Below are 18207 nucleotides of genomic sequence, written 5' to 3'. Positions count from 1 at the left end.
GAGCCACCCCTCCCCATGGGTGGAACGCTGTGGGTGTGTCGGGGCGCCGTTGACACCCATGGCGTTCCAGTCGGGTGCCGGCGGGCTGGTGGGTGGAACGCTGTGGGTGTCAGGGGCAGTGGACACGGTCGCGCGCGCCGGGCCCCGGTCTGGCCGCGATGAGGTGGGTCAGGCGGTCGCGGGCGGCGCGACGGCGAGCCGGAGCACCACCCGGGCCCCGCCGCTCGCCCCGGTCGACAACTCCAGGCGGCCACCGCCCGCGCCGGCGGCCCGCTCGGCGATGTCCAGGCCCAGCCCGGTCGACCCGGCCCGGCTGACGCCCCGCCGTGGCGGCCTGGGTGGCAGCCCCGGACCCTCGTCGGCCACGGTCAGCGCCACCTCACCCGGCTCCGCCGCCAACCGCACGGTGAACGGGGTGCCGTCCGGCGTGTGGGCGAAGACGTTGCCCAGCAAGGCGTCCACGGCGGCGGCCAGCTCGTCGCCGCCGAGCCGGACCGGGAGCGGGCCGGGTGCGAGGTCGAGGGTCACGGTCCGGCCGGTGTCCTCCGCGAGCACCGACCAGAACGTCACCCGCTCGCCGACCACCTCGGCGGCGTCGCAGTGCCCCCCGGCGGCCGTACTGCGCCACCGGGCCTGCCGGATCACGCCGGTGACCGCCCGCTCCAGGCCGTCCACGGCGGCGGTCAGGCGGGCGGCGTCGTCCGGGTCGCGCAGCGACTCGGCCTCCAGCCGGAGCACGGTCAGCGGGGTACGCAGCCGGTGCGACAGGTCGGCCACCTGCTCGCGTTCCTCACGCAACAGGACCTGGATCCGCGCGGCGAGGTGGTTCAACGCGCCCGCCACCTCCCGCAGCTCGGCCGGGCCGGCCGGCTCGACGCGGGCGTCCAACTCGGCGTTGGCCAGCCGGTGGGAGACGGCCGACAGGGCCGAGATCGGCCGCACCAGCGTGCCGGCCAGCCGGTCGGCGACCACGAGGCCCACCACCACGAGGAGCGCGCCGAGCAGCGCCAGCACCAGCCAGGCGCGGGTCACGCCGGCGCTCAACTCGGCCGGCGGGACCACGGTACGGATCACGCCGATGCCCTCCGGCCGCCCCTGCACCGCGACCACCACCTCCCGGCCGGCGGCGGACTCGACGGTCAGGCTCTGCCCCCGGGCGGCCAGGGTGACCGCCGGGGTACGCGGGGCCGGCGCGCCGAGCACCGTCCCGTCGGCCAGGAAGACGCTCACCTCGCGGCCGGTGTCGGTGGCGAACTGGTCCACGGTCAGCCGGACGGTCTCCGAACCGGCCGTGCCGACCACCGCCACCAGGCGCTGCACGTCGGCGGTGGCCCGGGCGGTCGCGCGGTCGGCGGCCACGGTACGCACCAGCCCGGCCAGCGGCACCAGGAACGCGACCATGACCAGGACGCCGACGGCCGCGACGAGGAGGGTCAGTCGCCCCCTCACCGCTGGGGCCCCGGGGCGTCCAGCCGCACCCCGACCCCGCGCACGGTGTGCAGGTAGCGCGGCGCCTGGGCGTTCTCGCCGAGCTTGCGGCGCAGCCAGGACAGGTGCACGTCGACCGTCTTGTCGGCCCCGCCGTACGGGATCCGCCACACCTCGGTCAGCAGCTCCCGCTTGGTGACCACCTGCCCGGGACGGCCGGCGAGGTGGTGCAGCAGGTCGAACTCGCGCGGGGTCAGCTCCACCGGCACCCCGTCCAGGGTGACCTGACGCGCCCGCGGGTCGATCCGCAGGCCGCCGACCACGAGCGCCGTCTCCGTCGCGCCGCCGGTGGCCGAGCGGCGCAGCACGGCGCGGACCCGCGCGTCCAGTTGCGCGGCGGTGAACGGCTTCACCAGGTAGTCGTCGGCGCCCGCGTCGAGCAGTCGGACGATCTCGACCTCGTCGTCGCGGGCGGTCGCCACCACGACCGGCACCGTGCTGACCGCGCGCAGCATCCGCAGCAGCTCACCGCCGTCCAGATCGGGCAGTCCGAGGTCGAGGACGACCAGGTCGGGTCGGTCGTCCAGCGCGTCGCGCAGCCCGTCCAGGGCGGTGGACGCGGCCGCGACGGCGTGCCCGTACTCCCGGAGGGCCCGCAGCAGCGGGGTGCGGATGGCCAGGTCGTCCTCGATGAGCAGCAGGCGCGCCACGCAAGGCACGATAGCCCCTGCCCGGGCGGTCGGCCGGGCCCCTTAACCGGACCTTAGCGGCGCCCTACGCCCCGCCCAACCCGGTCGCGGGGCAGACTCGGTGCCATGGACCGCCGTACCCTCCTCGCCGTCAGCGGTTGGCTGGCCACGACCGCCGCCGCGACGCTCGTCGGGCTGGCCGCCGTCGACCTGGTCGGCGCGGACATCGCCGGCACGGCCGGCGGGGTGCGCACCGAGCAGGACGTGGCCCGGGCGCTCGCCGTACCCGAGGCGGGGCCGAGCGGCGCGGCGGCGAGCGCCACCGCGACGCCGGCCGGCACGGGGTCGGCGACACCGACCGGCGCCCGGCGTGGCTTCACGACGCCCGGCGGCAGCGTGATCGCGGAGTGCGGTCCCGGCGGCGTCCGCGTGGTGACGTCGTCGCCCACGCCCGGATATCGGACCAAGCACGCGGACCTGGGGCCCGACGACCACGTCGAGGTGCGGTTCGTCGGCGACGACCAGGAGTACGAGCTTCGGCTGCGCTGCCGCGACGCGGTGCCGGTCAAGGACGTCAAGGACTGACGTTTTCCCAGCTCAGAGACGTCTACTGTCCTTGATCGGACAGTGCTGGCGCTGGTTGGCGGGCGGCGGGGCGTCATAACGTCGAAGCAGCAGAGTGATCGCCGCTGATCGCCGGGACGCACCACGAACGCCTCCTGCCGGCGTACCGGTGGGAGAGAGGATCACCATGCCCAGTCCCAGGCCGAGGAGGGGAACGACCGGCCAGCCCGCCCCGAGCGCGCACGAGGCGGCGCGCGTCGACACCGAGATCAACTCGTACTCGCCGGCCGGACTGCCGACGACCGCCCGCGTGCTGTTCGCCGTGGTCGCCGCGAACGGCACCCTGGTCCGTGGCCTCGGCGCCACCTCGTCCACCCGGCTCGCCGCCGGGATGTACCAGGTCGCCTTCGACCAGGACGTGGCCCGCGCCGCGTACGTCGGGACGGTGGGCCCGGCCGGCGGCGGTGGGCTCGCGCAGCAGGGTGTCGTCACGGTGGCGCCCCGCGCCGGGATCGCCAACGCCGTCTTCGTCGAGACGCACGCCGCCAGCGGGCACGTCGACCGCCCGTTCCACCTGGCCGTGCTCGCCTGACCGACAAACGAGCGCACGGCGCCGCACGACCCGGAGGTCGTCACGTCGCCGCGCTCTGGCCGTCTCCCACCGGCGCAGCCGTACGGCGGTACGTCAGCGGGGACCTGGCTCGACCGGCCAGTCCCGCACCGGTCTTGTCGGCTGCAGATGCCCCTTCTCGGCGCGGTCAAACCCGGTGGCGGTGGGGAATTCCACCATCTGCCACTCCCGGCGTGGCGGGCGGGCCGACGGGGTATGAGCGGGCCATGGAGCATTTCACGATCGCGACCGTCGCCGAGAAGAGTCCCGACTTCCGCCGCGTGCTCTGGACCGGGGAGCACACCCAGCTGGTCATCATGACCATCCCGCCGGGCGGCGAGATCGGCGAGGAGGTGCACGAGGGCATCGACCAGATCCTCACGTTCGTCAGCGGCACCGGCGAGGCGCGGGTGGCGGGCGACAAGAAGGAGGTCGTCGCCGGCGACCTGGTGGTCGTGCCGTCCGGCACGAAGCACAACTTCGTCAACACCGGGCCGAACCCGCTGGTGCTCTACACCGTCTACGGCCCGCCGGAGCACGCCGACGGCGCGGTGCACAAGACGAAGGAGGAGGCGGACGCCGCCGAGGAGGCCGGCGAGGACGAGCCGCCCACGTCCTGAGCGCGAGTGTTAGAAGGGGGCCCCTCCTCTACCGGAGACGTTAAGAAGGGGCCCCTCCTTACACCAGGCCGGGGTACTTGATGCCGGCGCCGGTGTTGAGCACGACGACCCGCTCGCCGGGCCGGATCCAGCCACCGGCGCGCAGGTGCCGGGCCGCGGTCAGGCAGGCCGCGCCCTCCGGGCAGAGCAGCAGCCCCTCCCGGGCGGCGAAGTCGCGCAGGTCGGCGACGATCTCCGCGTCGTCCACCGCGATCGCGGTGCCGGAACTCTCCCGCAGCGCGGTCAGGATCAGCTCGTCGCCGAGCGGCGCGGGCACGGTGATGCCGAACGCGACAGTGTGCGCGTCCGCCCACGGGGTGGCCCGCGCCTCGCCGGCGGCGAACGCGCGCACGATCGGCGCGCAGCCGGTCGACTGCACCGCCACCAGCCGGGGCAGCCGGTCCTCCACCCAGCCCAGCTCGCGCAGCTCGTGCAGTGCCTTGTGGATGCCGATCAACCCGACACCGCCGCCGGTCGGATAGATGATCACGTCGGGCACCTGCCAGCCGAGCTGCTCGACGATCTCGTAGCCCATCGTCTTCTTGCCCTCCAGCCGGTAGGGCTCGCGCAGCGTGCCGGCGTCGAAGACCTGCCCGTCCGAGGCGGCGACAAGCGCGGCGATCTCCCGGCCGGCGTCGCCGATCAGGCCGTCGATCAGCCGCAGGTCCGCCCCGGCGGCGAGGCACTCCTGCCGGCAGATGGTCGGCGCGGCCAGCGGCATGGCGATCGTCGCGCCCATCCGGGCGCGAGCCGCGTAGGTGGCCCAGGCCGCGCCGGCGTTGCCGTTGGTGGGCATGGCGATCCGCTCGACGCCCAGCTCCCGGGCCCGGCTCACGCCGACCGTCGCGCCCCGCGCCTTGAACGACCCGGTAGGCGTCAGCCCCTCGTCCTTGACGATCAGCTCGTCCACCCCGATCTCGTGGCCGTACGCCCGGGCGTGCCACAGCGGCGTCCAGCCCTCGCCCAGCGTGGTCACGAACCGGGGATCGGCCACCGGCAGCAGCTCCCGGTAGCGCCACAGGTCGGCCGGGCGCAGCCCGAACTGCTCCGGGGTGACCGTGGCGGCCACCATGGCCAGGTCGTAGCGGGCCAGCAGCGGGGAACCGCACCCGCACAGGTTCTGCGGCTTGTCGGCCGGGTGGTCCAGGCCGCAGCGCGGGCACTCCAGGTGCGTCAGGTGCACGGTGTGGTCCTCAGCTCGCGTCGATGCTCAGCCAGTGCCGGCTGCGCCGGCCCGGTTCGTATTCCGAGTCGAGGCGCTTCGCCACCACTCCCGGGAGCCCCTGCTCACGGGCGGCCCGCAGGGCGTCCGCGCCGACTCCCGGGAACCAGGGCGGAGTCTGCCAGTGCGGACCGGCCAGCGCCAGACCGTCGAGCAGGTCGCGGCGTTGCGCGTACGGCACGTCGAGGCTGGACACGCCCTCCAGCCAGAGCAGGTCGACGGCGAGGAACTGGCCGTCGCGCCGGGTCGGCGGGTGCAGCCGTCCGGCCGGGTCGATCCGCACCAGCACGCCGTCCAGCACCGCCTCGGTGGGGGCCAGCGCCTCGGCCATCGCCCGCGACCAGGGGTACGCGCCGGTGACGTCCGCGTCGTCGCCGTCGAGCAGCCGCAGCCGGCCGCCGGAGACGTACGCCATCGCCCGCACACCCGCCCAGCGCGGCTCGTACCCCCAGGCGTCGGCGTCGCGCGGCAGCCGGCGTCCCTCGGTGGCGCGCATCGGGCGGACCAGCTCGGGCATCGCTGTCCAGCCGGGCGGCGCCGGGTCGGTGCGGCGGACCATCCAGTCCCGGCCCTGGCCGCCGGTGGCGAACAGGACGTACCGGCCCTTCGTGCGCTCGCCGTCCAGCACCACGATCACCTCGTCGTCGCGCCACTTCTCCGCGCGGTAGGTGCCGCTGTCGTGGACGGTCATCCGCCCGCCGCCGTACTCCCCGGCCGGGATCTCACCGGCGAACGTCAGGTATTCCATCGGGTGGTCCTCGGTGTGCACGGCGAGGTGGTTGCGGCCCGGGTCGCGGGGCAGGCCGCGCGGCACCGCCCACGAGGCCAGCACGCCGTCGTGCTCCAGCCGCAGGTCCCAGTGCAGGCTCCGGGCGTGGTGCTGCTGGATGACGAAGCGGGGCGCGCGCCCCGTCGGGCGCCCGCGGCGCGGCGACCGGTCGGGCACCGGTTCCGGGGTACGCGCCGCGTCCCGCTTGCGCCGGTAGTCCTCCAGCCGGTCCGCCACAGCCGTATTCTCCGCCACGCCCGGCCCGCGCGCCGGCATGGCGGCGGCGATCAGGGGTAGAACCGTCGGCATGGACCTCGACCAGCCCACCCTGCCGCTCACCGGCGACGTCCGGATCCCGCTGCTCGGCTTCGGCACGTGGCAGGCCACCGGTGAGGACGGCTACCAGGCCGTGCTCGCCGCGCTGGACGCCGGCTACCGCCACCTGGACACCGCCACGATGTACGGCAACGAGAAGGAGGTCGGGCGGGCGGTCGCCGAGAGCGGGCTGCGCCGGGAGGACATCTTCCTCACCACGAAGCTTCCGGCGGACCGGGTGGGCCGGGAGCGGGAGACCATCGAGGCCAGCCTGGAGGCGCTGGGCACCGACCACGTCGACCTCTGGCTGGTGCACTGGCCGCCGTCCGCGCCCGGGGACAGCATCCCGGTGTGGCGGGAGATGCTCGCCGCCCGGGACGAGAACCTGGCCCGCGCGGTGGGCGTGAGCAACTACTCGATCGCCCAACTCGACGAGCTGATCCAGGCCACCGAGGAGACGCCCGCGGTCAACCAGATCCGGTGGAGCCCGTCGCTGTACGACAGGCAGACGCACGTCGCGCACCGGGACCGGGGGGTGGCGCTGGAGGGCTACAGCCCGTTCAAGACCAGCGACCTGTCCGACCCGGTGCTGGTCCGCATCGCCCAGGCGCACGACGTCTCGCCCGCGCAGGTGGTGCTGCGCTGGCACATCGACCACGAGATCGTGGTCATCCCGAAGTCGGTCACGCCGGAGCGGATCCGGGCCAACGCCGACGTGTTCGGGTTCTCGCTGACCGCCGAGGAGATGCGCGACATCGACGCGCTCGGCGGCTGACCCCGCGTACCACGGCAGGGGGCGCGGTCCGGTGCGGACCGCGCCCCCTCGTGTCGTGGTGTCAGCCTCGGGTGCAGGTGGCGCCGTTGAGGGTGAAGCTGCTCGGCGCGGAGAAGCTGCCGTTCAGCGTGGCCTGGTAGCCGAAGTTGGTCGAGGCGCCCGGGGACAGGGTGCCGTTGTAGTCGACGTTGCGGGCGGTCACCGCCGAGCCGCTCTGCGACACGGTGGCGTTCCACGCGCTCGTCACGTTCTGCCCGGAGGGCAGGTTGTAGTTGAGCGTCCAGCCGTTGATCGTGCTGGAGCCGGTGTTCTTGATCGTCACCTCGGCGGTGAAGCCGTTGTTCCACACGTTCGTCGACCGGTAGGTCACGGTGCAGGCGGTGCTGCCCGAGGGCGGCGGCGTGGTGGTCGGCGGCGTGCTGGTGGGCGGCGGGTTGCTACCGGTGTTGACGCTCTGCGAGAACGAGTTCACCGCCAGCCCGACACCGCCCTGCCACGGCTCGAAACCGGCCTGGATGCTGGTCAGGTACCAGTCGTTGGTGATCGCGCCCCGGTTGCGGGTGTCGTTGATGAACGCCATCGCGTCGAAGCTGAAGCTGGGGATCGCGGACGGCGCCACGTAGGAGATGACGTTGTTGGAGCCGTTGCTGCCCCGCCAGACCTCCCAGGTCCGGCCGGCGATGCTGGCGTTGCCGACCGGGGAGCCGATGGGCTGGATCGAACCCTGCCGGTTGAGCCAGATCATGATCTCCATCTGGTTCACGCCGTCCTTCTTGGGCGACGGGTCGAGCCAGATGTCGTACGCGGCGTCGTAGATCGCGCCGCCGACGTAGTTGTAGCTGATGCTGGCCGGCGCGCTGCTGATGTTCTTCACCTGCACCGGCAGGTTGGTGCCGGGGGAGCAGTTGGTGTAGTGGCAGCCCACGAAGATGGACGGGTAGGAGACCGGCGCCCCGTTGGTCGGCGCGGAGCCGTCCGCCCGGGTGATGGAGAAGCCGGTCGAGGTGACGTTGATGCACTGCTGGGCGCTGGTGCCCCAGCGGTTGTTCTGCACCACGTACTTGCCGCCGATGGTGGTGGAGCCGTACTGGTCGCAGATCTGGGTGTCGGCCGAAGCGGTGCCGCCGAGCGCGACGGCGACGATGCTGCCGGCGGCCAGCAGGCCGGCCGCGGCGATGGCTCTGAGTGAACGCTTCATGATGCTCCTTGGTTCGACGCGGGGGCGCCGGATCTGACGGGGGATACGTGCGGGAGCGCTCCCAAGCTCACCCAACACATTTACATGTTTGAAACCGATGCGCAACTGAACCGGTTAAGAACCTTCCGTGGGGGCGGATCGGCACTTCCGCCGGTTGGTTGCGGCGAGTAGTGTCTTGCCTCCAACGCGTTCCGACCCCCCTCCGGAGGCGTACCCCACGATGGGTGGTTCTCCCCTGCGCATCCTCGTCGTCGGCGCGGGCATCGCCGGCCTGGCCGTGGCCCGGGCGCTGCGGCTGGCGGGATTCCGGCCCGACGTCACCGACCGGCTGCCACCCGGCGAACGCACCGACACCGGTCTCTACCTCCCCGGCAACGCGGCCCGCGCGATGCGCCGGCTCGACCTCGACGGACCGCTGCGACCGCTCGGCGAGGTGATCCACAGGCAACGCTTCCTGGACGCCGCCGGGGCCCCGCTGTGCGAGGTGGACCTCGACGCGCTCTGGGCCGGGGTGGGGGAGTGCCGGGCCCTGCCCCGCGCCGAACTGCACCGGGTGCTGCTCACCGGCGCCGGCGGCGCGGTCCGGCACGGCGCCGAGGTGAGTACCGTCGAACCGCTGCCCGGCGGCGTCGCGGTCGGCTTCACCGACGGCACCGGCGGCGAGTACGACCTGGTCGTCGGTGCCGACGGCCCCCGCTCCGCGGTACGCGCCCTGGCCGCGCTCGGCGGGCCGCCCCGCCCGGCCGGGCAGGTCGTCTACCGCGCCGTGGTGCGCGGCGGCCCCCGGGTCGCCGACTGGACCGCCCTGCTCGGCCAGCGGGCCGGCTTCCTGGTCGTGCCGCTGGGCGCCGGCCGGCTCTACTGCTATGCCGACGAGGCCGGGAGCGTCCTGCCGGCCGACCCGCTCGCCCGGCTCCGCGAGCTGTTCGGCGACTACGGCGGGCCGGTGCCCGAGGTGCTCGCCGCGCTGGAGACGGTGCACGTGGAACGCACCGAGGAGGTCGAGCTGGGACGCTGGTCCCACGGCCGGGTGCTGCTCGTCGGTGACGCCGCTCACGCCGTCGCGCCGACCCTCTCCCAGGGCGCCGCCATGGCGCTGGAGGACGCCGTGGTGCTCGCCGAGTCGCTGCACGACGCCGGCAGCGTCGACGCCGCGCTGATCGCGTACGAGAGTCGCCGCCGGCCGCGTACCCGCTGGGTGCGGGACCGGACCCGGGACCGCAACCGCACCCGCGACGTGCCGCCGGCGCTGCGCGACCCGGTGCTGCGCGGGCGTGGCGGGCGGATCTTCGGGGAGCACTACCGGCTCCTCACCGGACCGCCGTAGCGGGCCGAAGATCGTAGCCGCCCACCCCACGCGGCGGGGCCACCTACCGGGGACTATCCTCCTTGCGGATGACGGCTGCGCCGATGACCAGCGCGCCGAGCGGGACAACCCAGAACCGGAGGCCACTCGTGACCACCGTCGCACCCAAGCCGGTCGTGACCCGGCCCTGGCCGGTCCGCGAGCCGGTCAAGGGGTCGGCCATCGCGCGGCTGCTGCGCACCACGGACGCGAAGCAGATCGGGATCATGTACATGGTCACCGCGTTCGCGTTCTTCATGATCGGTGGCCTGATGGCCCTGATCATGCGCGCCGAGCTGGCGCGACCGGGGCTGCAGTTCCTGTCGCCCGAGCAGTACAACCAGCTCTTCACCATGCACGGCACGATCATGCTGCTGTTCTTCGCGACGCCTATCGTGTTCGCCTTCGCGAACTACGTGGTGCCGCTGCAGATCGGCGCGCCGGACGTGTCGTTCCCCCGGCTCAACGCGTTCGCGTACTGGCTCTACCTCTTCGGCGGCACGCTCGCCGTCGCCGGCTTCATCACCCCCGGCGGCGCGGCCGACTTCGGCTGGACGGCCTACACGCCGCTGAGCACCGTCGAGCACTCGCCGGGCGTCGGCGCCAACATGTGGGTGGTCGGCCTGGCCATCTCCGGTCTGGGCACCATCCTCGGCGCGGTCAACCTGATCACCACGATCCTGACCCTGCGCGCCCCCGGCATGACCATGTTCCGGATGCCGATCTTCACCTGGAACATGCTGGTCACCAGCCTGCTGGCGATCCTGGTCTTCCCGCTGCTGGCCGCCGCGCTGTTCGCGCTCGCCGCGGACCGCATCATCGGCGCCCACGTGTACGACCCGGCCACCGGCGGCCCGATGCTGTGGCAGCACCTGTTCTGGTTCTTCGGGCACCCCGAGGTCTATATCGTGGCGCTGCCGTTCTTCGGCATCATCACCGAGATCATCCCGGTCTTCTCCCGCAAGCCGATCTTCGGCTACAAGGGCCTGGTCGCCGCCACCGTCGCCATCGCCGCGCTGTCGATGAGCGTCTGGGCGCACCACATGTTCGCCACCGGCCAGGTGCTGCTGCCGTTCTTCAGCTTCCTGAGCTACCTGATCGCCGTGCCCACCGGTATGAAGTTCTTCAACTGGATCGGCACCATGTGGCGGGGGCAGGTCACCTTCGAGACGCCGATGCTCTGGGCGATCGGCTTCCTGGTGACGTTCCTCTTCGGTGGCCTGACCGGTGTGCTGCTCGCCAGCCCGCCGCTCGACTTTCACCTGCACGACTCGTACTTCGTGGTGGCGCACTTCCACTACGTGCTCTTCGGCACCATCGTGTTCGCCGTCTTCGCCGGCATCTACTTCTGGTTCCCGAAGATGACCGGCCGGATGCTCGACGAGCGGCTCGGCAAGGTCCACTTCTGGCTGACCATGATCGGCTTCCACACCACGTTCCTGGTGCAGCACTGGCTCGGCGCCGAGGGCATGCCCCGGCGGTACGCCGACTACCAGGCCGACGACGGCTTCACCGGCCTGAACATGTTCTCCACCATCGGCGCGTTCATCACCGGCATCTCGACCCTGCCGTTCATCTGGAACTGCTGGAAGTCGTACAAGACCGGTCCGGTGGTCGAGGTCGACGACCCGTGGGGTCACGGCAACTCGCTGGAGTGGGCCACCTCCTGCCCGCCGCCGCTGCGCAACTTCGACCGGATGCCGCGGATCCGCTCCGAGCGGCCCGCGTTCGACGCGAAGTTCCCCGAGCTGGCCGCCGGGCAGAGCGTGGCCGGTCCGCCCGAGGGCGGCGCCAAGCCGCTGACCAGCGAGGTCAACGGTGGCGCCAGCTACCAGGAGGACACCGCCGGCAACCTCGACCAGCGCTGACCCACTCCGCGCCGATCCACGGAACGGGCGCCGCACCCCCCCCGGGGGCGGCGCCCGTTCCGTGCCGCCGGCCTTGTTCCGGCCGACGGGTCCACCCGTTGAGGGCGGAGCACGGCGTGGTGCCGCAGTCCCCGGATCAGCTCGCGGCGTTCGGCGATCGCCCGCGCCGCGCCCGCGCCGCGCCCGCGCCGCGCCCGCGCCGCGCCCGCGCCGCGCCCGCGCCGCGCCCGCGCCGCGCCCGCGCCGCGCCCGCGCACGGAGCGTGACGTGACCGAAGAAGACATCACTTTTTCGCGGTATACCTCTCAGGCATAAATATGCCTGAGAGGTATACCGCTGAAGAGCTGACACTTCTCCAGCGCCGTCCCGTGCACGCCGGTCCGAGCCCGCCGGTCCGCGCACGCCGTCCCGTGCACGCCGGTCCGAGCCCGCCGGTCCGCGCACGCCGTCCCGTGCACGCCGGTCCGCGCACGCCGTCCCGTGCACGCAGGTCCGCGCACGCCCGTCCGCGCACACCGGCTCGCGCCAGCCGGACCGCGCACATCGGCTCGCGCACATCGGCTCGCGCACGACGCCGTGCACGCCGGTCTGCGCACGGCGGGCCCGCGCACGCCGGTCCGCGCGCGGCGGGCGGGCTCGGCGGGCACTCGGCCCCGCGCTCGCGCGATGCCGTCCCCCCTGGCGCAGGAGGAGGGCGGGGGAGGTGTCAGGGGGCGACGGGGGCCAGGTCCTGGTCGGGGACGGCGGGGACGGCGGGCGGTGGGGTGCGGCGGTGACGCAGTTCGACCGGGAGCACGGCCAGCGCCACCAGGAAGCCGATCGCGCCGGTGACCGCGAACCCCCAGGCCGGCGCGGACGCGTCGATCACCGCGCCGGCGAGCGGCGCGCCCAGGGCGATGCCGACGGTGACGGCGGAGCCGTGCAGGCCCATCGCCATGCCGCGTACCCCGGGCGGGGCGAGCCGGCTGACCGCGTCGGAGGTGGCCGCGATGGTGGGCGCGCAGAGCGCGCCGGCGGGGATCAGGGCGAGGCAGAGCAGCCACCAGTGCGCGCCGCCCAGCCCGACCGGGATGGTGGTGAGGCTGAGCGCCGCCACCAGGGCCAGCGGCGGGAGCGAGCGGCGTACCGCCCCGTAGGCGAAGCCGCCCACCAGCGAGGCGACCGCCCAGGCGGCCAGCACCGCGCCGGTCCAGCCGACCTCGCCGCCGGCCCGCAGCACCGCCACCACCGCCACGTCGGTGCCGCCCAGCACCAGCGTGGCGGCCAGGCTGACCGCCAGCACGGCGAGCAGGCGGGGGGTGAGCCACTCCCGGCGCGGCACCGGGCGCTGCGGCCCGGCCGGCTCGTCGGCGGCCCGGGTGGGCGGGTTCAGCAGCCAGAAGCAGATGCCGGAGGCGACGATGCCGGCGCCGACCGTCCAGAGCGTCAGCCGCGGCGTGACGGCGGTGGCCAGCGCCACCGCGAGGGCGGGGCCGACCATGAACGACAACTCCACCGACATCGAGTCCAGCGCGTACGCCGGGCGGCGCCGCTCGGCCGGCACCAGCGCGGCGATCGACTGGCGGACCACCGAGAAGACCGGCAGCGCGAGCAGTCCGGCCAGGAACGCGGTGGGCAGCAGCACCGGGTACGGCAGGGTCGGCGCGGCGGCCCAGAACAGCCCCTCGGCGACGGTGCAGAGCAGCAGCACCGGCCGCAGCCCCCGGCGGTCGACAAGCCGGCCGAGCAGCGGCGCGCCGAGCGCGGCCCCGATGGTGGACGCGGCGCCGACCAGGCCCGCGGCGCCGTAGCCGCGCCCGAGGTCGAGCACCACGTAGAAGGTGAGCGTCACCCCGGTCGCGGTCAGCGGCACGCGGGCCAGCACCGACACCAGCAGCAACGACCGCAGGCCGGGCAGGGCTAGCGCCTCCCGGTAGGGCTTCAGGTTCACGACGGTCGTACCTCCCGCGCCATCCTGGGCGCCGGGTATGACAACGGCAAGCGATTACCTGGTCAAGCGGTCCTGATCACAGGTTCGCCGACCATCGCCACGCCGGCGCCGTCCAGCGCCCGCAGCGCCACGTCGAGCGTCTCCGGCGCGACGGCGGCGGTCAGCTCCAGCAACACCGTGGTCCGGAACCCCTCCCGCGCGGCGTCCAGCGCGGTGGCGCGTACGCAGTGGTCGGTGGCGATGCCGACCACGTCGACCCGGTCGACGTCGTGGCGGCGCAGCCAGTCGGCCAGGCACTCGCCGTCGGGCGCGTGGCCCTCGAAACCGGAGTACGCGGCCGCGTGCTCGCCCTTGTGGAAGATCGCCTCGACCCGGCCGGTCGCCAGCTCGGGGTGGAACTCGGAGCCGGACGTGCCGACCACGCAGTGCCGGGGCCAGGAGTCGACGTAGTCCGGCGGGTCGCCGAAGTGCGCGCCCGGGTCGACGTGGTAGTCCTTGGTCGCGACCACGTGGTCCCAGCGGTCCGGCTCGGCGGCGAGCAGCCGGGAGATGCCGCCGGCCACCCCCGCCCCGCCGCCGACCGCGAGGGAGCCGCCCTCGCAGAAGTCGTTCTGCACGTCCACGATGATCAAGGCGTTCGCCATCTGGTCGGTCCCTCCTCAGGTCGCGGGTACGACGGTCACCGGCACGGCGGGGTCGCCGCCGGAGAGCTTGAGCCCCTCCCACGGGATGGAGATCAGGCACTGGCGCAGGTGCTCCCGCGACTCGTCCAGGGTGGGCAGCGTCACCGGCTCGCCGGACACCACGTACGAGTGCTGGAGCAGCCGGTCGTTGGGCTGCCGGTCCGGCACGCCCTGCGGCACGATGACCTCCTCGGTGGCGGTGCCGGTGGGCTTGTGCCGCCGGACGGCCACCTTCCGGCCGCCGATGGTGGCCTTGTGCTCGGAGCGCTTGACCACCGGCCGCCCCTCGACCTCGACCAGTTTGTAGACCAGGCCGGCGGTGGGCGCGCCGGAGCCGGTGACCACGGCGGTGCCGGCGCCGTACATGTCGACGGGTTCGGCGGCGAGCGAGGCGATCGCGTACTCGTCGAGGTCACCGGAGACGATGATCTTCGTCTCGGTGGCGCCGAGCGAGTCGAGCAGCTCGCGCGACTGCTGGGCGATCACCGCGAGGTCGCCGGAGTCGATCCGGACGGCCCGAAGCTCCGGCCCGGCCACCGCGATGGCGTTGCGGATGCCCTGCGCGATGTCGTACGTGTCGACCAGCAGCGTGGTGTCCTTGCCCAGCGTGGCGACCTGGGACGCGAACGCCGCGCGCTCGTCGTCGTGCAGCAGGGTGAACGCGTGCGCGGCGGTGCCCGCGGTCGGGATGCCGTAGCGCTGCCCGGCGGCCAGGTTGGAGGTGAACCGGAACCCGGCCAGGTAGGCGGACCGGGCGGCGGCCACCGCGGCCTCCTCGTGCGCCCGGCGGGAGCCCATCTCGATCAGCGCCCGGCCCCGGGCGGCGGTGACCATCCGGGCGGCGGCAGCGGCAACCGCGCAGTCGTGGTTGAGCACCGACAGCACGAGCGTCTCCAGCACCACGCACTCGGCGAACGTGCCCGAGACGGTGAGGATCGGTGAGCCGGGGAAGAACAGCTCCCCCTCGGCGTAGCCATCGACGTCGCCGGTGAAGCGGTAGTCGGCGAGCCACTGGGCGGCCTGGTCGTCGGCCACGCCGGTGCGGCGGAGGAAGTCGATCTCGGCCGGGTCGAACCGGAAGTCCCGGATCATCTCGATCAGCCGTCCGGTGCCGGCGACCACCCCGTAGCGGCGGCCGGCCGGCAGCCGCCGGCTGAACACCTCGAAGACGCAGCGTCGGTCCGCGGTGCCGTCCCGCAGCGCGGCGCTGACCATGGTCAGCTCGTATTGGTCGGTCAGCAGCGCGGGGCGAAGGGTGCTCACCACCCCAGCCTAGAGTTCAGTCCGGATCCGTGCCGTTGTGCCCCGGCATCGACCGCAGCGCGGCCGGCAACTCGCTACGCCGGGTGACGCCCAGCTTGCTGTAGACCCGCTGCAGGTGGTTCTCCACGGTGCGGGTGGACAGGTAGAGCCGTTCGGCGATGGCCCGGCTGGTCAGCCCGTCGGCGGCCAGCCGGGCGATCTCCCACTCGCGCTCGCTGAGCGCCGGGCGGAGCAGTCGCAGCGCGGGGGTGGAGATGTCGTCGCAGCGGCGCAGCAGGTCGGCGAGGCGTTCCCGGGCCGGCCCGGACGCGCCGGCCCGCGCGTCGCGCATCCGGCACAGCGCCATCGCGGTCGCCTCGGCGGCGTAGACGACCAACTCCCGGTCGGCGAAGCCGTCGGCCACCGCGAGCAGGTCGTCCGGTGAGTCGTCCAGCGCGGCCCGGCCGTAGCGGGCGAGCAGAGGCGGCAGCACGCCGTCGACCTGCTCGGAGAGTTCGGCCAGGCGTTGCGCCACGTTGCGCCGGCCTCCGTCGGTGCAGGTCGGCCCGACCGGCGCGGCGGCCTGGTCGAGCCGGACCAGGTCGAGCAGGACGAGCAGTTCGTGACCCGCGAGCCCGTCCTCGCGCAGCCGGTCGGCGAGCGCGCAGAGATGCTTCGTGGCGCCCGGCAGGTCGCCGGCCGCCGCCTGCGCCGCGCCCCGGGCCTGCTCCAGCCACGGGTAGAGCACGGCCATCCCGGGCGCGTGCGTGCGGTCCGCCTCGGCCATCGCCTCGGCGGCGTGGACCGCGTCCCCGCGCAGCGCGGCGGCCTGGGCGCGCTCGGCGTGGGCCAGGCCGGCGTAGACCCGGCTGGTGGCGAGCACCGCGCAGGCGCCCAGGCTGGTCTTGAGCGCGTCGTCGCCGCGCCCGCGCAGCCGCGCCGTGTACGCCTGGAGGATGGCCAGGTAGCCGGTGCCGAGCCGGAAGTCGCCGGCGCCGGCCAGGTCGGCGAACTCGTCGGCGACGATCTCGTCGATGCCGGTGAGGTCGCCGGAGAGCGCCAGCCGGGTGCCCCGGGCCAGTTCCATGGCGAGCTGGAGGTAGGGCATGTCGGCGCGCCAGCAGGCCGCCTCGGCCTGCACCCGGGCGATCGCGGTGGCGCTGCGCCGGTATTGCCCCTGGGCGGCCTGCAGGTGGGCCAGGGTGCACCGGGCCAGTTCCCGGGCGGCCATCGGCGCGGCCGGGCGGTCCAGCACCTCCTGGGCCAGCCGCACCGCGACGTCGACGTCGAGCCGGTGCAGCCGCATGATGGCCTCGAAGGCGCGTACCCGGGCCCGGTCGGCGGGGTCGGTCAGCTCGGCGCCGCGGGCGGCGATCTCCTCCACCGTGGACTCCCGGTTGAGCCCCCAGTAGCTGACCATGCCCCGGACGGTCAGCCAGCGGCTGCGTCGCCGGTCGTCGCGGATCTCCTCGGCGACCTGGTCCAGCACCCGGATCGCCTCCTCCGGCCGGTCGCCGAACATGAGGATGGTGGCGAGCAGCTCCGCGGCGTCCGTGCCACCGCCGGCCTCCAGCGCGGCCCGGGCCAGCCGGGTGGCCAACGGCACGTCGTACCGGCCGAACGCCTGCACGGCGGCGTCGAGCAGCAGCGCGACGTTCTGCGCCGTACCCGAGTCGAGCCGCCACACCGCGACCCGCAGCAGGTCGTCCCGGCGCCGCTTGCCGACCTGCTCCAGCAGCTCGGCGAGGGTGGCCTGGAGCCGCCGGGTGCGGCTGACCGGGCACTGCCGGCGCATCACCTCGCCGTAGAGCGGGTGGGCCAGGCGAACGTTGAGTCGCCGGTCGTCGCGGACCATGGCGATCAGCCCGCGTTCCTCGGCCACCTCGACGTCGGTCCGCTCGACCGCCTGCTCCAGCAGGTGCAGGCCCAGCGGCTCGCCGAAGGCGACCAGCTCCACCACCGCCCGGACCCCGGGGGTGAGCTGCCCGATCCGGGTGTCGATCAGGTCGGTCAGGGTGGGGGCCAGCTCCAGCCGGCCGGTCCACTTCCAGATCCCGTACGTGCGCCGCAGCTCGCCGTCGGCGGCCAGCACCAGCTCGCGCAGCAGCAGCGGGTTGCCGGCGGAGAGCCGGAACAGCCGCTCGGACGAGCCGGCGTCGACCGGGCCGCCGAGGATCGCGGCGAGCAGCCCGGTGGTCTCGTTGCGGCCGAGCGGCCCCAGCTCGACCAGGTCGACCAGGTCGTCGGTCCAGAGGGCGCGGATCGGCAGCGGGATCTGCTCGCCGTTGCGCAGCGTCCCGATCACGGTGGCGTTCTCCGAGCGGGCGATCAGGTGCACCAGCGCGGCCGACGGCGGGTCGAGCAGGTGTGCGTCGTCGACCGCGAGCACGATGGGCCGGCCGGCGGCCTGCTCCTGGAGGAGGTCGACCGCCCAGCGCAGGATCCCGGCGGGGGAGAGTCCCTGCGGCTGGGTGGCGGGGAGCACCTGGACCAGCCCGCCGAACGGCAGGGCGGCGGTGGTGGCGCTGGCCGCGACCGACCAGATCGCGTGTCGTTCCGGGGAGAGCGAGGCCACCCCCTCGCGCAGCAGTCGGCTCTTGCCGACGCCCGCGTCGCCGCTGAAGAACAGTCCGCGCCCGTCCGGGTCGCCGATCGCCGACAACAGACGGTTGAGTTCATCCGTTCGGCCGACGAACTCCCACCTGGTCATCGGTGCAGCATATCGATGGGATGCCGTCCGCGTGCGAGTCGTCACGCAGTGAAGTTGAGTAATCTGTCCATTACTCGTGAGTACCGGATGTGTTCGATGTCGGATGCCCGACAGCCGTAGGCTTCCGACATCCCCTTGACCAGGGGAGACAGCCGCGATCGGGCAGTTGTGCCGGTCGCCTGACCGGGAGGCCGCCTGAT

Annotated in this window: 15 protein-coding genes; 6 read left to right on the top strand and 9 right to left on the bottom strand. The window is 73.8% G+C overall.

Annotation, left to right across the window (positions count from 1 at the left end; all coding sequences use genetic code 11):
* Nucleotides 1–168: 168 nt before the first annotated feature.
* Together ACIA5A_RS14910 and ACIA5A_RS14905 are read right to left on the bottom strand one after the other, a co-directional pair.
* Complete coding sequence (locus ACIA5A_RS14910; RefSeq protein ID WP_396761474.1) at nucleotides 169–1449, bottom strand: ATP-binding protein; 1281 nt, start codon at nucleotides 1447–1449, stop codon at nucleotides 169–171.
* Nucleotides 1446–2138: a response regulator transcription factor gene (locus ACIA5A_RS14905; protein ID WP_396761471.1), complete on the bottom strand. Its 693-nt coding sequence runs from the start codon at nucleotides 2136–2138 to the stop codon at nucleotides 1446–1448. The genes ACIA5A_RS14910 and ACIA5A_RS14905 overlap by 4 nt, the downstream gene beginning before the upstream one ends.
* Nucleotides 2139–2243: 105 nt before the next feature.
* Here ACIA5A_RS14905 and ACIA5A_RS14900 point away from each other — a divergent pair, with 105 nt between their 5' ends.
* From ACIA5A_RS14900 to ACIA5A_RS14890, 3 genes are all read left to right on the top strand, one after another.
* Entirely contained in the window at nucleotides 2244–2702 is a 459-nt protein-coding gene (locus tag ACIA5A_RS14900; protein WP_396761469.1) for a septum formation initiator, read from the top strand.
* A gap of 166 nt (nucleotides 2703–2868) precedes the next feature.
* Nucleotides 2869–3273, top strand: a complete 405-nt coding sequence (locus tag ACIA5A_RS14895) for a hypothetical protein (protein WP_396761466.1) — start codon at nucleotides 2869–2871, stop codon at nucleotides 3271–3273.
* Nucleotides 3274–3518: 245 nt separating this feature from the next.
* Nucleotides 3519–3911, top strand: coding sequence for a cupin domain-containing protein (locus ACIA5A_RS14890; RefSeq protein ID WP_396761463.1), 393 nt, complete (start codon nucleotides 3519–3521; stop codon nucleotides 3909–3911).
* A 58-nt stretch (nucleotides 3912–3969) separates the two neighbouring features.
* Here ACIA5A_RS14890 and ACIA5A_RS14885 read toward each other — a convergent pair whose 3' ends face one another.
* Both ACIA5A_RS14885 and ACIA5A_RS14880 read right to left on the bottom strand, forming a co-directional pair.
* On the bottom strand, nucleotides 3970–5133 hold the full coding sequence (locus tag ACIA5A_RS14885; RefSeq protein ID WP_396761459.1) for a threonine synthase: 1164 nt from the start codon (nucleotides 5131–5133) through the stop codon (nucleotides 3970–3972).
* Nucleotides 5134–5143: 10 nt separating this feature from the next.
* Complete coding sequence (locus ACIA5A_RS14880; protein ID WP_396761457.1) at nucleotides 5144–6178, bottom strand: DNA polymerase ligase N-terminal domain-containing protein; 1035 nt, start codon at nucleotides 6176–6178, stop codon at nucleotides 5144–5146.
* A 70-nt stretch (nucleotides 6179–6248) separates the two neighbouring features.
* Between ACIA5A_RS14880 and ACIA5A_RS14875 the strand changes: the two genes are divergently transcribed.
* Entirely contained in the window at nucleotides 6249–7031 is a 783-nt protein-coding gene (locus ACIA5A_RS14875; protein WP_396761454.1) for an aldo/keto reductase, read from the top strand.
* Between the two features lie 61 nt (nucleotides 7032–7092).
* Here the strand turns inward: ACIA5A_RS14875 and ACIA5A_RS14870 are convergent, their stop codons facing one another.
* The gene (locus ACIA5A_RS14870; protein ID WP_396761451.1) at nucleotides 7093–8229 is read right to left on the bottom strand and encodes a cellulose binding domain-containing protein; all 1137 of its coding nucleotides are present in this window, start codon (nucleotides 8227–8229) and stop codon (nucleotides 7093–7095) included.
* Nucleotides 8230–8449: 220 nt separating this feature from the next.
* Here ACIA5A_RS14870 and ACIA5A_RS14865 point away from each other — a divergent pair, with 220 nt between their 5' ends.
* Nucleotides 8450–9556: an FAD-dependent monooxygenase gene (locus tag ACIA5A_RS14865; protein WP_396761448.1), complete on the top strand. Its 1107-nt coding sequence runs from the start codon at nucleotides 8450–8452 to the stop codon at nucleotides 9554–9556.
* A 128-nt stretch (nucleotides 9557–9684) separates the two neighbouring features.
* Nucleotides 9685–11442: a cytochrome c oxidase subunit I gene (ctaD, locus tag ACIA5A_RS14860; protein WP_396761446.1), complete on the top strand. Its 1758-nt coding sequence runs from the start codon at nucleotides 9685–9687 to the stop codon at nucleotides 11440–11442.
* A 706-nt stretch (nucleotides 11443–12148) separates the two neighbouring features.
* On the opposite strand, the gene ACIA5A_RS14855 is transcribed toward ctaD, so the two are convergent.
* The 4 genes from ACIA5A_RS14855 to ACIA5A_RS14840 all read right to left on the bottom strand — a co-directional run bounded on the left by ACIA5A_RS14855 (nucleotide 12149) and on the right by ACIA5A_RS14840 (nucleotide 18007).
* The gene (locus ACIA5A_RS14855; protein WP_396761443.1) at nucleotides 12149–13372 is read right to left on the bottom strand and encodes an MFS transporter; all 1224 of its coding nucleotides are present in this window, start codon (nucleotides 13370–13372) and stop codon (nucleotides 12149–12151) included.
* Between the two features lie 62 nt (nucleotides 13373–13434).
* Nucleotides 13435–14016: an isochorismatase family protein gene (locus ACIA5A_RS14850; protein ID WP_396761441.1), complete on the bottom strand. Its 582-nt coding sequence runs from the start codon at nucleotides 14014–14016 to the stop codon at nucleotides 13435–13437.
* Between the two features lie 15 nt (nucleotides 14017–14031).
* A complete protein-coding gene (locus tag ACIA5A_RS14845) occupies nucleotides 14032–15318 on the bottom strand; it encodes a nicotinate phosphoribosyltransferase (RefSeq protein WP_396761439.1) in 1287 nt (428 codons plus the stop codon).
* A 16-nt stretch (nucleotides 15319–15334) separates the two neighbouring features.
* Nucleotides 15335–18007 (bottom strand): LuxR C-terminal-related transcriptional regulator, encoded by a 2673-nt coding sequence (locus ACIA5A_RS14840; protein ID WP_396761436.1) that lies wholly within the window; start codon nucleotides 18005–18007, stop codon nucleotides 15335–15337.
* Between the last annotated feature and the right edge of the window lie 200 nt (nucleotides 18008–18207).

The sequence above is a fragment of the Micromonospora sp. NPDC051300 genome, from assembly GCF_044455315.1.
GTDB lineage: Bacteria > Actinomycetota > Actinomycetes > Mycobacteriales > Micromonosporaceae > Micromonospora > Micromonospora robiginosa.
The sequence above is the reverse complement of the archived record's forward strand: the minus strand, read 5'-3'. Positions and strand labels throughout refer to the sequence as shown.